Annotated in this window: 10 protein-coding genes; 5 read left to right on the forward strand and 5 right to left on the reverse strand. The window is 32.3% G+C overall.

Translation table 11 applies throughout. The annotated features are described in order from the left end of the window. The first annotated feature begins 377 nt into the window (after nucleotides 1-377). The 3 genes from LQ617_RS04230 (at nucleotide 378) to LQ617_RS04240 (ending at nucleotide 5,786) form a co-directional block, all read left to right on the forward strand. A complete protein-coding gene (locus LQ617_RS04230) occupies nucleotides 378-800 on the forward strand; it encodes a GNAT family N-acetyltransferase (protein WP_239739643.1) in 423 nt (140 codons plus the stop codon). A 119-nt stretch (nucleotides 801-919) separates the two neighbouring features. Then, nucleotides 920-4,636 (forward strand): N-acetylmuramoyl-L-alanine amidase, encoded by a 3,717-nt coding sequence (locus LQ617_RS15970; protein WP_275590239.1) that lies wholly within the window; start codon nucleotides 920-922, stop codon nucleotides 4,634-4,636. Between the two features lie 148 nt (nucleotides 4,637-4,784). Continuing rightward, complete coding sequence (locus tag LQ617_RS04240; RefSeq protein ID WP_037588925.1) at nucleotides 4,785-5,786, forward strand: acyltransferase family protein; 1,002 nt, start codon at nucleotides 4,785-4,787, stop codon at nucleotides 5,784-5,786. Nucleotides 5,787-5,838: 52 nt separating this feature from the next. Here LQ617_RS04240 and LQ617_RS04245 read toward each other — a convergent pair whose 3' ends face one another. Next, complete coding sequence (locus LQ617_RS04245; RefSeq protein WP_239739646.1) at nucleotides 5,839-6,375, reverse strand: hypothetical protein; 537 nt, start codon at nucleotides 6,373-6,375, stop codon at nucleotides 5,839-5,841. 126 nt (nucleotides 6,376-6,501) lie between these two features. Here LQ617_RS04245 and LQ617_RS04250 point away from each other — a divergent pair, with 126 nt between their 5' ends. Together LQ617_RS04250 and LQ617_RS04255 are read left to right on the forward strand one after the other, a co-directional pair. Beyond that, a complete protein-coding gene (locus LQ617_RS04250; protein ID WP_037588924.1) occupies nucleotides 6,502-7,659 on the forward strand; it encodes an aminotransferase class I/II-fold pyridoxal phosphate-dependent enzyme in 1,158 nt (385 codons plus the stop codon). Nucleotides 7,660-7,674: 15 nt separating this feature from the next. Next, nucleotides 7,675-9,273, forward strand: a complete 1,599-nt coding sequence (locus LQ617_RS04255) for a M20/M25/M40 family metallo-hydrolase (RefSeq protein ID WP_239739648.1) — start codon at nucleotides 7,675-7,677, stop codon at nucleotides 9,271-9,273. Between the two features lie 507 nt (nucleotides 9,274-9,780). Here the strand turns inward: LQ617_RS04255 and menB are convergent. The 4 genes from menB to LQ617_RS04275 are packed head-to-tail and all read right to left on the reverse strand — an operon-like array spanning nucleotide 9,781 to nucleotide 14,393. Further along, the gene (gene menB / locus LQ617_RS04260; RefSeq protein WP_025905467.1) at nucleotides 9,781-10,602 is read right to left on the reverse strand and encodes a 1,4-dihydroxy-2-naphthoyl-CoA synthase; all 822 of its coding nucleotides are present in this window, start codon (nucleotides 10,600-10,602) and stop codon (nucleotides 9,781-9,783) included. Then, nucleotides 10,575-11,396, reverse strand: coding sequence for a 2-succinyl-6-hydroxy-2,4-cyclohexadiene-1-carboxylate synthase (gene menH / locus LQ617_RS04265; protein WP_204252822.1), 822 nt, complete (start codon nucleotides 11,394-11,396; stop codon nucleotides 10,575-10,577). The genes menB and menH overlap by 28 nt, the downstream gene beginning before the upstream one ends. Continuing rightward, entirely contained in the window at nucleotides 11,377-13,056 is a 1,680-nt protein-coding gene (gene menD / locus LQ617_RS04270) for a 2-succinyl-5-enolpyruvyl-6-hydroxy-3-cyclohexene-1-carboxylic-acid synthase (protein ID WP_206167216.1), read from the reverse strand. The genes menH and menD overlap by 20 nt, the downstream gene beginning before the upstream one ends. Before the next feature lie 2 nt (nucleotides 13,057-13,058). After that, a complete protein-coding gene (locus tag LQ617_RS04275) occupies nucleotides 13,059-14,393 on the reverse strand; it encodes an isochorismate synthase (protein ID WP_239739650.1) in 1,335 nt (444 codons plus the stop codon). Nucleotides 14,394-14,433: the final 40 nt, after the last annotated feature.

The raw sequence follows: 14,433 nt of genomic DNA on the forward strand, positions 1-14,433 counted from the left end.
GTTTGGGATGTCTTGCAACATTCGAGCTCTCTATGTTGCTAGTCAGCATCGTCTTGCAATATTGGTGATGTTTATTTATCTTGTTTGCTCAGTCTTGATAAATACAACGCCTCTATTTATCTTGTTTAGACAATCTTGATAAATACAGCGCTTCTATTTATCTTGTTTGGTCAGTCTTGATAAATACAATGCCTCTATTTATCTTGTTTAGTCAGTCTTGATAAATACAACGGCTCTATTTATCTTGTTTAGTCAATCTTGATAAATACAAGTTCTTTTTACAAAATATTTGTTATTTATTGAGTTTTTTATTTACTACATCAATTAGAATAATCATAATGTATAATAAATTGAATCAACACAATGGAGGTATCACAATGATTAAAATAGCAGAAAGCGAAAAAGATATACAAGATGGATTAAATATTAGAAAAACTGTCTTCGTTGAGGAACAAGGTGTTTCTTTAGATGCAGAGATAGATGAATTTGAAAATGTTTCTAAGCATGTTGTTCTATATCACGATGATAAACCAGCTGCGGTAGGTCGTTTTAGAAATTATAAAGATGGATATGCGAAAGTAGAAAGAGTTGCTGTTTTAAAACCTTATAGAAAATTTGGTTACGGCAAAGATGTAATGAATTTTATTAACGAAAAAGCTAGTGAAGATGGATACAAAGGTACTGTACTTAATGGACAATCTCACGCTAAAGGATTCTATGAAAAATTAGGTTATAAAACTGAAGGCGAAGAATTCTTAGAAGAAAACATTCCTCACTATTTTATGAAACTAACATTTTAGATAAATTATTAATATCTCAAATATTAAAGTTACATTACATTTCATAAAAAGTTCATCTTTTAATATTAAAAAGCCTTATACTGTTTATAAATAAATACCTATACAAAAGGAGATTGTTTATGGATAAAAAATTCTATTACAAAACCCCCGCACTTGTAGCAATGACATTAGCAGGTACTACGCTTGTAACACATCAAGTTAATGCAGAAGAACAAACAACAAACAAAGAAAATAAAAACATCATTGAACAACACGATAATGCTAGTCAAATTCAAGATGAACAAAAAGAATTAAAAAGCCAATCTTTAAACGTTTCAGGTACGAAAGAATATAAAGATCCTTCTATCATTGATGAACCAAAACAAGAAGTGGAAAATACAGCTGATGCAACAGTACAACCTACTTCTAACAATGAAGATCAAAATTCAGATGTAGCTTCTACTGAGAATAATACTGAAGTTGCGAACAATGAAGAAGTTTCTGAAGATACTACTCAACCTACTTCTAACGAAGAAGAACAAAACTCTGAAGTTGCTCCTACTGAGGATAATACTGAAGTTACAAATAACGAAGAGGTTGCTGAAGATACAACTCAACCTACTTCTAACGAAGAAGAACAAAATTCTGAAGTAGCTTCTACTGAAGATAACTCTGAAGCTACAACTCAATCTACTTCTAATGAAAAAGTTCAAAATACTGAAGTAGCTTCTACTGAAGATAATACTGAAGTTACAAATAACAAAGAGGTTTCTAACGACTCAGTTCAACCTACTTCTAATCAAGAAAATCAAGACACTACAGTAGCTTCTACTGAAGATAACTCTGAAGCTACAACTCAATCTACTTCTAATGAAAAAATTCAAAATACTGAAGTAGCTTCTTCTGAAGATGACTCTGAAGTTACAAACAACCAAGAAGTTGCTGAAGACTCAACTCAGCCTACTTCTAACGAAGAAGAGCAAAAAACTGATGTAGCTTCTACTGAAGATAACTCTGAAGTTACAAATAACGAAGAGGTTTCTGACGACTCAGTTCAAACTACTTCTACTAATGATGCTCAAAATGCTGAAGCGGCTACTAGTACTCAAAACGACAAAGTTCAATTAGAAACTGCTAGTGTTCAACCACGAGTTAGCACTTTTGCATTTAGATCTGTAAGTAGTGCGCCTGTTGTTAAAAAAGCAGTAGCTACTACTAGTTCTTATAGTCCTACAGTAAGTTCATCAATTAATAGTCAAATTAGAAATAATAATTATGCTGTTCCGACGTATGTTGAAGATTTTTCAAGTCATATTCCTAAAATTCCATATCGTAATGGTGTTGGTAAACCTGAAGGAATTATTGCACATGAAACTGCAAATCCTAATTCAACAATTCAAGGTGAAATTGCATATATGAAAAACAACTACGAAAGTGCTTTTGTACATGCCTTTGTAGATGATAATAATATTATTGAAGTTGCGCCAACTGATTACTTAGCTTGGGGTGCTGGTGGTGTCGCAAATGAACGATTTATACATGTTGAATTAGTTCGTGTATATGGCGGAGATCGTTTTGCTCGCTCTATTAACAATTATGCAGATTATATCGCAACTAACTTATCATATTATGGCTTACCATTTGATAGTGCTGAAAATGATGGTACTGGTACTTTATGGTCTCATGATGCCGTTTCAAGATATTTAGGTGGTACAGATCATAGTGATCCATATGGTTGGTTTGCAGAAAATAATTATACTTTCAATGAGCTTGTAGATTTAGTGAGAGAAAAATATTTATATAAAACAGGTAGCGCAACTCAACCTACTACGCCTGTAGTTTCTAAGCCAAAACCTACTACACCTGTAACGTCTAAACCTAAGACTTCTACGCCTGTAGTTTCTAAGCCTAAAACGACTACGCCTGTAACGTCTAAACCTAAGACTTCTACACCTGTAGTTTCTAAACCTAAAACGACTACTCCTGTAGCGAGTCCTGCTAAAACAGTAGTTGTTAACTATAAAGGTAAAGTTAATACAAATGCATCAGGTGTCTATAGTTCAGTTTATGATACTAAAACAAAATCAGCTGCTAACAAAGTAGGTAAAACATTTAATATCGGTAAACAATCTAACTATAACAACCAAGTATATTATTTATTACAAGATAATAACGGTACACCTTTAGGTTGGGTGAAATCTAGTGATATTCAACTGCAAAATAATACTAAAGCAACTCCTAAACCTGTTGCTTCTAAGAATGTAAAACCTAAAGCAACTCCGAAACCTGTTGCTTCTAACACAACGAAACCTAAAGCAACTCCTAAACCTGTTGCTTCTAACACTGCGAAACCTAAGGCAACTTCTAAACCTGTTGCTTCTAATACTGTAAAACCTAAGGCAACTCCGAAACCTGTTGCTTCTAACACTGCGAAACCTAAGGCAACTTCTAAACCTGTTGCTTCTAACACTGCAAAACCTAAAGCAACTCCTAAACCTGTTGCTTCTAACACTGCAAAACCTAAAGCAACTCCGAAACCTGTTGCTTCTAAGACAACAAAGGCAAACGCAGTTGCTAAAACAGTTCGTGTTAACTATTTAGGTAAAGTTAATAAAAATATTTCTGGTGTATATACTTCTGTATATGATCAAAAAACTGTACCTGCAATCAACAAAGCAGGAAAAACATTCAAGATTGGTAAACAATCAACTTATAACAATCAAACATATTATCTACTTCAAGATAATAATGCTATTCCATTAGGATGGGTAAACGCTAAAGACATTCAATTGCAAAAAGTAACAACACAACCAAAAGTTGTTAATAAACCAACTGTTGCTCAACCTAAAAAGACTAATGCTATAAAATCAAGTGCTGTTAACAATCAACCTATTGTCTTAAAAGAGAATTATCAAAACTACTTAATTTTTGATAACAGTGGATATTTCTATAGTGAACCTTCAGTATCTAAAAAGACATTACTCGGTTCATTACAAAACTATCAATATTCATACTTTAAAGTGATTACATCTCAAAAAGTTGGTAATGAATTATGGTATAAAGGTTTATTAAATGGTAAAACTGTATGGATTAACGCTAAGTATTTACAACTCGCTACAGAATCAACAAATATTTCAACTAGCCCATACACGTTAGATCAAGCTGTTGATATTCAAATGGCATTAAGAAATGGTTCTGAACCTAAAAAAGTATTAGCAAGTGGTATTAGAAATGCTACTAGAGCTGAAGTTAAAGATGCAATGGATACAAGTAAGTATGTAAACGATCCAGTTCAAAAATATCAATTTTTAGACTTAAACAAATCTCAAAATATTTCAGTAACTAAACTAAATGACTTGTTACGTGGAAAAGGAATTCTTGAAAATCAAGGTAGTGCCTTTAGCCAAGCTGCAAAAGCAGTAGGTATTAATGAAATTTATTTAATTTCACATGCATTATTAGAAACTGGTAACGGTACAAGTGATTTAGCTAACGGTGGAGCAATTGACCAAAATGGTAATGTTGATTTAAATGCACAACCAAAATATTATAATATGTTTGGTGTTGGCGCTATTGATAAAAATGCATTATACGGTGGTATTAAATATGCACAACAAGCTGGATGGAACACACCTGAAAAAGCAATCCTAGGTGGTGCTCAATTTATAGCTAATAATTACATTAAATCAGGACAAAACACACTTTATAAAATGAGATTTAATCCACAAAATCCTGGGGTTCATCAATATGCAACAGGTATAGACTTCGCTAAGTCTAATGCAAAACGAATTAGCGACTTCTATCAACAGATTCAAACAGACGGTCAATATTACGATGTCGACCAATATAAAGCATAATATTAAAGTAAAAACCAATGCCTTTAATAAGGCATTGGTTTGATTTTATAGTGTTAACGAAATAAAATTATTTGTACTTTTGAAAAATTTAATTTATAATCTACATTTCAAGTAATTTGTAGATTATCGTTTTAGGGGAGCACTTTTCATGGCAAACGAAAAAGAAAGAGACCATTATTTTGATAACGCACGATTTTTCTTAATTGTGTTAGTTGTATTCGGTCATTTAACAAGATCTTATGTTAATGAAAGTCATATTTTCAAAGCACTATATATGTTTATTTATAGTTTCCATATGCCAGCATTCGTACTGATATCAGGATTCTTTGCTAAAGGTGTAGGAAAACCAGGTTACATAAAAAAAATTACAATCAAACTCTTACTACCTTATTTAATATTCCAATTATTTTATGGTTTATATTACTACTATATTGATAGAGACGATACATTAAATATTAGTCCCTTCGATCCACAATGGGCAATGTGGTTCTTAGTAAGTTTATTCTCATGGCATATTATTTTGCACTTTGTGAGAAACTTCAATCCATATATCACATTTACAGTAGCAATATTATTAGGTTTAGTTGTTGGTTACTTTGACTTTATTAATGCAAAACTTAGTCTATCAAGAACATTTGTATTCTTCCCAATTTTCCTATTAGGCTATTACATTAATAAAGAACAATCATTAATTTTAAGAAATAAAAAACATATTTGGTTATCTTCCATTAGTTTAATTGTTATTTTCATTGCTTATTTACTTACTGATTATAACTTTGAATGGTTATTTGGTAGCAAACCATACTCTGCACTTGAAGGCGATGTAGACGTTTATAGTGCATTAAAAAGATTATTTATATATGTCGTCATTTTCGTTTCAACATTTAGTTTCTTAAACTTAATACCAGAACGTAAATTACCATTAACTTATATTGGTTCTCGAACAATGTTTATTTATTTACTACATGGTCTTTTCGTAGGTCTATTCCGTTCAAAAGAATGGGATCAAATGTTATTAGACCAACCTTATGTTTGGGTTGCAATCATTCTTATAACAATTGCTATTGTCTACTTCTTCAGTAGCGATCTTGTAAGACATTACGCAAATCCCGTTGTTAACATTAAAAAGCCACCAAAAAAGAAAAAATAAATATAGAAAAGCCAATCCTTTGAGTACATAACTTAAGGATTGGCTTTTTTGTTTATCTAATTAATGTTGCATACGATATCGTTCCGATAAATTTATCTTCACTATTTAATAAATAGGCTGGTATTTGTACATGTTTATGTGTTATGGGTGCTAACTCATGATTGTTATTATAAAGATTTTCTAATACTTCATAGCTCGCGCTTAATAAATATGTTAAATAATCTACCCACTCTTGCGTATACGGTGTATCTGACTGAATAAATAATATTGGATTTTCTTTTTTAGACGTTGGTTGCATAAAATCAGAAACAAATTTTCTTTCGTCTAATGATAGTTCTTCTTTCGCTTTAAATTTGATATGAAATTGCGCATTCTTAATAAGTCGATTATCTTGCCCGAAATAATATCGATGAAAATGTGGTAATTGAGCTTCTGCTCTACAAATATGTATTGAATCTTCTTCAAATGAAACCATCCATTGTTCATCATTATTTTGTATCAATACAAACGTTGGATGTGGTAACCAATCAAAAATATTTAAAGATAGTAGTAACTTTAATCGTTGATTCATATTAGCTAAATTCACCATATAAACATCCCCTATTATTGTAATGTTTCCCTTATTGTAATACGTTTTCTAAATTTTTGCTATATTCATTTATTTGTATGCTTTTTAAAGTTATAATTAAACTATCGTTTTGAAGAGGTGAAAAAAATGCAATTACCATTAAATAAATTTGCATCTCAACTTCAAGTGTCTGGTATTAGAGCGATATCTAACCGTATACCTGAAATTGATGATGTGATTAACTTAACAGTTGGTCAACCCGACTTTCCTGTACCAACAAGTGTTAAAGATGCAATGAAAGAAGCAATTAATCATAACTTTACATCTTATTCTCATAATGCTGGTTTACCAGAATTGAGAAAAATCGTTGCACAATATTATAAAAATCGCTTCAATGCTTCATTTAAAACAGATGAAATCCTCATCACTAATGGTGCAAGCGAAGCGTTAGACACGACATTAAGAGGGATTCTTGAACATGGCGATGAAGTATTAATTCCTTCACCAGTATATGCTGGGTATGTCCCCCTTATCGAATTGTTAGGCGCTAAACCTATATACATAGATACTACCCAAACTGGCCTTAAAATAACACCTGAATTAGTTAAATCTCATATTACTGATAAGACGAAAGCTATCTTGCTGAATTATCCTAATAACCCTACTGGTATTACGCTGAATCAACAAGAAGTAGAAGCACTTGTTGATGTATTTAAAGACTACCCTATTTATATAGTCAGCGATGAGATTTATGCTGAGAATACATTTAATCAAACCCATACATCTTTCGCTTCATATGACGCAATCAAAGATCAATGTATTTTACTAGGTGGCTTAAGTAAGTCTCATTCAATGACTGGACTTAGAATTGGCTTTTTATTAGGACCACAATATGTTATGAAACAATTAACATTTGTACATGCCTATAATTGTATCTGTGCAAATGTACCGAGCCAATATGCTGCAATTGAAGCATTAACAAATGCAATTAATTCACCTAAAGAAATGAATAAAGCGTACATAGAACGCAGAGATTATGTATACAAGCGATTAATTGAAATCGGCTTTAAATTAAATGAAAAACCTCAAGGTGCATTTTATATTTTTCCGCAAATATCACATTTCGGAATGGATGATTATGAATTCTGTATGAAAGCACTTGAAGATTACCACGTCGCGATTGTACCTGGTTCAGCTTTCACCCATATTGGCAAGGGCTATATTAGAATTTCATATGCTTACAATTTAGAAGCACTTGAAGAAGGACTGAATAGATTAGAAAGAATGATTCAAGAACTATTTTAAAGGGGCTGGAACACAATGGATTTATTATGGCAAACGTTTGAAGATAGATGCGATTTACTTAAAAGCTTGGTCAGACATCAATCTATAACACATTCAGAAGGAGAAAAGACTTTTCCTTACTTTTTAAGAGAACAATACTTAAAATTAGATTATTTTAAGCATAATGCTCATCAAGTTATGCTGCAACCGACTGGGGATGGTCGTCATGCAGTTCTTGCATATTACAAAGCACCACAATCTAAAAAAACGCTCGTTTGTATCAGTCATTTTGACACGGTCGGTATCGATGATTATAGCGAATATAAAGATGATGCTTTTGATATGGATAAAATTACAGAGAAATTTCGACAAGATATGAAATACTTAACGCCTGATGCTAAAAAAGATATCCAAACGCACAATTATTTATTTGGACGTGGTTCAATGGATATGAAACCAGGTCTTATGATACATATGTCTCTGATAGAAAAAGCAATCCAAGAATCATGGGATATTAACATAATCGTAGTTTCAGTACCTGATGAAGAAGTTGAGTCTAAAGGTATGCATGCCGCCGTTCAAAAGCTCAATCAAATTCGTAAAGAAGACCATTTAGATATAGCTTTACATTTAAACAGTGAACCTACTTTTTCACAAGCAGAAAATGACCCAAATCATTATGTTTATTCAGGTACAATAGGCAAAATCATGCCTTCAGTATTATGCTATGGTAAAGAAACACATGTTGGACAACCATTGAATGGTATTAGTTCGAACTATATACAAAGCTTTATTAATAGCAAAATGGAATACTGTACTTTGTTTAAAGAAACATATAAAGATGAAACGACACCACTTCCTGTCTCTCTCATGAGTAGAGATATTAAAGATCATTATGACGTTCAAACACCATTTAGAACTGTTTCATTATATAATGTATTCTTATTTAACAGAAATGCAGAACAAGCTTTTAAAATTTTTAATGATGTTGTTAAAGATGCCATTCACAATTGTGAAAAAGCATATCAAGAAACATTAAAATCCGAGGGCTTTGATAAAAAGTTATCCATTAATATCTTAACTTTCAAAGAATTAAAAGCACTTGCAATAAAAGAGTATGGTGAAAGTAAAATTAATCAAATCATTGAACAAATTGTTCATGAAATTCCTGATGAAAGAGCACAATCAATAGAAATTACGGATCGATTTATGCATATGCTGAAAGGTTTAGGACCAAGTGTCGTGACATTCTTTGCACCACCTTATTATCCTGCTGCACACTCTTCTGAAGATCCATTTATTGATGAAATCGTCCAAACTGTTAGTGAAACATCTTTAAAACAGTTTGATAGAGTGTCAAAAAGACAATATTTCTTTAATGGTATTAGTGATCTGAGTTATGCCAAATATAGACAAGACGATTTAGGATTTGAAAGCTATATTGAGCAAACACCTGTCTTTAATCAATCATACTTTATACCATTTAAAGATATACAAGAAATAAGTGCACCTGTCATAAATATTGGACCTATCGGTAAAGATGCTCATCAAGTAACAGAACGCATCAATATGAAAAGTGCGTTTGAAGAAATACCTACTATTATTGAGCAAGTTATAAGAAAACATTTATTATAAAAATAAGAGTTTGGGACAGAAATGTTCTAGACTCTTTTTCATATTTTCAGAAATATAGTGCTGAACATTGCAAGTGAAGCATGACTAGCAATGTTGGAGTGCTGAATATTGCAAGTGAAGCATGACTAGCAATGTTGGAGTGCTGAATATTGCTAGATTGATCAAACAAGCAACATAGAACTTCTGTATATTGCAAGACACATCAAACAAGCAACATAGAACTTCTGTATGTTGCAAGACACATCAAACAAGCAACATAGACTCCTCCTATATTGCAAGACTGATCAAACAAGCAACATAGACGCTTCCTATATTGCAAGACTGATCAAACAAGCAACATAGGCGCTTCCTATATTGCAAGACACATCAAACAAGCAACATAGACTCCTCCTATATTGCAAGACTCCCCAAGCAAGCAACGTAGAACACTTCATATACAGATATTTTTTCCATAAAAAAGGCTGAGACATTATAAAATGTCTCAACCTCTTATTTTTTGTATCAATATTAAGGAAACTTAGGAAATTGATCGAAGTCTGGTTGACGTTTTTCTTTGAAAGCGTCTCTTCCTTCTTTTGCTTCGTCTGAAGTGTAATATAATAATGTTGCATCACCAGCAAATTGTTGTAAACCAGCTAATCCATCAGTGTCAGCGTTCATAGCAGCTTTTAAGAAACGTAATGCAGTTGGTGAATGTTGCATCATTTCTTTACACCATTGAACAGTTTCATCTTCTATTTTATCTAATGGTACAACTGTATTTACAAGACCCATATCAATCGCTTCTTGTGCATCGTATTGACGACATAAGAACCAAATTTCACGTGCTTTTTTATGTCCAACAATTCTTGCTAAATAGCCTGAACCATAACCAGCATCGAATGAACCTACTTTAGGTCCAGTTTGACCAAATCTTGCATTTTCAGCGGCAATTGTTAAGTCACATACGATATGTAGTACGTGTCCACCACCAATAGCATATCCTCTAACCATAGCTACTACTGGTTTAGGAATTACACGGATAAGACGTTGTAAATCTAATACATTTAATCTTGGAATTTGGTCATCGCCAACGTAACCACCATGTCCACGAACAGATTGGTCTCCACCTGAACAGAATGCTAAGTCGCCTTCACCAGTTAAGATGATAGAACCTACTCTTTCATCATCTCTAGCTCTAGAGAATGCATCGATCATTTCTTGAACTGTTAAAGGTGTGAATGCATTACGTACTTCTGGACGGTTGATTGTAATTTTAGCAATACCTTCGAAAAATTCATATTTAATTTCTTTATATTCTTTTATAGTTTCCCATTGTCTTGACATAATTTGCCTCCTAAAATAAATTCTATTATTATTGTATCAAATTTTGAGGGTTGTTCCACATGAATTGTGTGCCCAGCATCATTAACAATATAAAATTTACTATTTTTTATACTTTCGTTCATTTGTTTACCTATTTGAATAAACTTTTCATCTTTTTGACCGACGATAATACAAGTTGGCACAGTCATTGTATTCAAATGATGCCAATTGGATGGTTGTGAACCTGTACCATAATCTTTAAGTGCTTTACTTAAGCCATTAGGATTTTGAGAAAGTCTCATTTGTTTAATACGTTCTCTTTCTTCAGTAGAAAGTATAGACTGACTATTAAATAATGGAAGTTTAGACCATTCCTCTACAAAGTGAGGTAATCCAATTTCATGAATGCGCGCTGCTCTATTATGATCGACTTCTATTCTATTTTGTTTATCTGATGGATCTTTAAGTCCTGGACTAGCACTTTCTAAAATTAAGCCGCTTAATAGCTCTGGGTATTGTACAGCAAAGCTTAACGCAACACGCCCACCCATTGAATATCCATGCAAATAGACCTTTTTAAGCTCTAAATAATCAATGACTTCTTTAATCTTAGAGACAATAAAATCCATTGACCATATTTCATCATAACTTGATTCATCATGTCCGTGTCCGGGTAAATCAATGGTTATTACATTTAAGCCGCGCTTACTTAACGTACGCTCAACTAAATGAAATGTAGTATGATCACTGATGAAGCCGTGTAATAAAATAATAGACGGTTTATGTTCATCATACGACTTAACGCGGTGATTTAACATATTGGATACCTTTCATTTGTTCAAAAAGTTGTCTATGTGTTGCGGTATTTTCTTCTCTATTCGTTAGAATTTCGTATAAATAAGAACCGAATTGAGGTAATGTTTGTTTCTTATAATCAGAAACGCTTTCAAATTTTTCATAACCTAACTCATATAGATGCGCAACATGTTGGAAATCTAAATCTAGTGGCGTACCGAATAATTTCTCAAAATGTTCAGGTGCTTCTTCTTTTGGTGCTAAGTAATTGAAGATGCCACCGCCATTATTGTTTAAGCACACAATTGTAATATCTAAATCATGTAGTTTACTCATAATCAAGCCATTCATATCATGGAAGAACGAAACATCACCAATGATAAGTGTAACTTTTTTATATACAGACATACCAAGTGCAGTCGACACGACACCATCTATACCATTTGCACCTCTATTAGCAGCTATTTCAGCTTTTGAGTTTAAATTAAATGTATCGACATCTCTTATCGGCATACTATTACCAACAAATACAGTATCTTTAGAAGTCATTTTTTTCAATAAACTACCAACTGCAGCACCTTCATCTGTTTCTTCTTCGATATATTTTTCAATCAATGCACTTGCTTCTTTGTCCATTGTTAACCATTTTTCTAACCAATTCTTGTTTTGAGTTGGTGATACATCTTGAGCTTGTCTGAAGAAATCATTTGGACTTAGTTCCACTGAAATCGTTGGTACTTTAGGATAAGCATCAGGTGTATCATTATTTTGCACAAGAATTTGTGGACATTTAACTTCTTTTAACCAATTGTTTAAATGTTTCGAAACGACTGGTTGCCCCACTCTAATAATAAATTGTGGTTCAATACTTAAACCACCTTTGAATAATGCATCATAAGTAGAAATCACATTTGGATGATTTAATTTTCTTAAATTACTTAATGGATCAGCTAATATAGGAATATTATGAATCGCTGAATAAGTTAATATTTGAGATAAATCTTGACCTTGTGTATCTCCTACAATAACGACACCTCTTGGTTTTTCGATATATGTTTGTATACTCGTAAAATCAATCGATTTTTGATATTTTGTTTCTAATTTTCGTTTAGAAGACAAATATCTTCTTAATTTCACATTAGGAATTAATGGCTCTCTAAATGGAAAATTAAAATGTACAGGCCCTCTTTGTGGACCAACAAAATGTTTTTCAGCTTTAATCATATTCATATTAATTGCATTTAATGTACCCTCTGAGTCATCAGCTATAGGCATATCAAATTGAAACTTCGTAAAGTTTTGGAACATATTTACTTGATTGATTGCTTGAGGTGCACCAACATTACGTAGTTCATGTGGTCTATCACTCGTAACAACTACAAGTGGTAATCGACTAATAAACGCTTCAGATACTGCTGGCATATAATTTGATGCAGCTGTTCCTGACGTACAAATGATTGCGACAGGCTTTTGACTTGCTTTAATTATGCCAAGTGCAAAAAATGCTGCGCTTCTTTCATCTGGATGAACCCATGTTTTTAAATGTGGATGTCTTTCACAAGCTATTGCTAATGGTGTAGATCGTGATCCAGGACTAATAACAACATCATCGACACCATATTCATATAATTTAGAAACAAATGTAAATACTTGTTTAGTGAGACTTTCAGTATGTGTACTCAATTCTACATCACTCCTAGTGCTTTCAACATTGGTTTAAATTTTAAGTCTGTTTCTTCAAACTCAGATATTGCTTCAGAATCTTTTACAATACCACAACCTGAATACAATGTTGCAGTATGATTGTTCACTAACATAGATCGAATAGATACAACAAATTCACCATTGTTTTCTAGATCGATATAACCTAATGGTGCACCGTAAAATCCTCTTGTACCAAACTCTTCATGTTCTATAAATTTTATCGCTTCAACTTTAGGAAATCCTCCTAATGCTGGCGTTGGATGTAATTGATTAACAATTTCTAATACATTTTCAGATAGTAAATCTGCTTGTATTTTCGTATATAGATGATATAAATGTTTGTTTGTAAGAATGGTTGGCTTTTTATCGTATTCAATGTGTTTCGTAAATGATTGAATATCATGAATAATACTATCCACTACATAACGATGTTCAAATTGATTTTTAGAATCATTAAGAAGCTCATCTTTTAATTCATCATTCTTTGTTTCATCTTCTGTTCTTAAAATCGTACCAGCAATTGCATTTGTATATAGTTTACCATCTTCTATTTGGCACAGTTGTTCAGGCGTTTGTGAAATAAATTGGGATTTACCTGACTCAAATAGCAATAAATAGCTTGATTCATTTGAATCTAATGATCTTTGTAATGCATCTTCAACATTAACACGATCTTCAAATTCGATTTGTCTTCTTCTGGATAGTACGACTTTTTGTAGAGCTACAGATTGATTCATTTGTGAAACAACTTTAGTAACTAACGCTTTCCATTCTTCACTTTGAATATCTTTATTTTCCACTACTACAGGTTCACTCGATTCGATTTTTTTATTTTCTGTTTCTAAAATATTTATAACTTCGTGAATGTTGTCGATATCGAATTTGTTACTATGATCCGTATAAGTGAGATAATAATGACCATTTTCTTTTGTCACCAAATACTTAGGCAATACAAAATGACTCATCCCGTAATCTTTCCATTCATTTGTTAATGAATGCTCAGAAAATTGAAAGCCACCAAAGAATTTTAGATGGTGCTTTTCATCATGTAACTTAATCGTATTTAATTGTTCTTTAATATTTTGCCAGTATTCATATATATCATCATGTTCTAGATGCGAATACCTAGCTTCTAATAAATATCCAATTCCACACATTTCTAATTTAGAATCTTTAGATTTGTAATAAAAATGTTGTCCTGTATAATTGATTTCTTCCCTTAATAAATGGATTAAATCTGGTTGATATTGAAGCTCAATTTCAACTGAAATATAATTTTTATTTCCATCGATTTCAGAAATTATCTGTTGCTTCAAATCCGTCCTCAAGGCCATTTCACTTCCACTTCTTTCCGAA

The organism is Mammaliicoccus sp. P-M59 (genome assembly GCF_022386135.1).
GTDB classification, from domain to species: Bacteria; Bacillota; Bacilli; order Staphylococcales; family Staphylococcaceae; genus Mammaliicoccus; species Mammaliicoccus sciuri_A.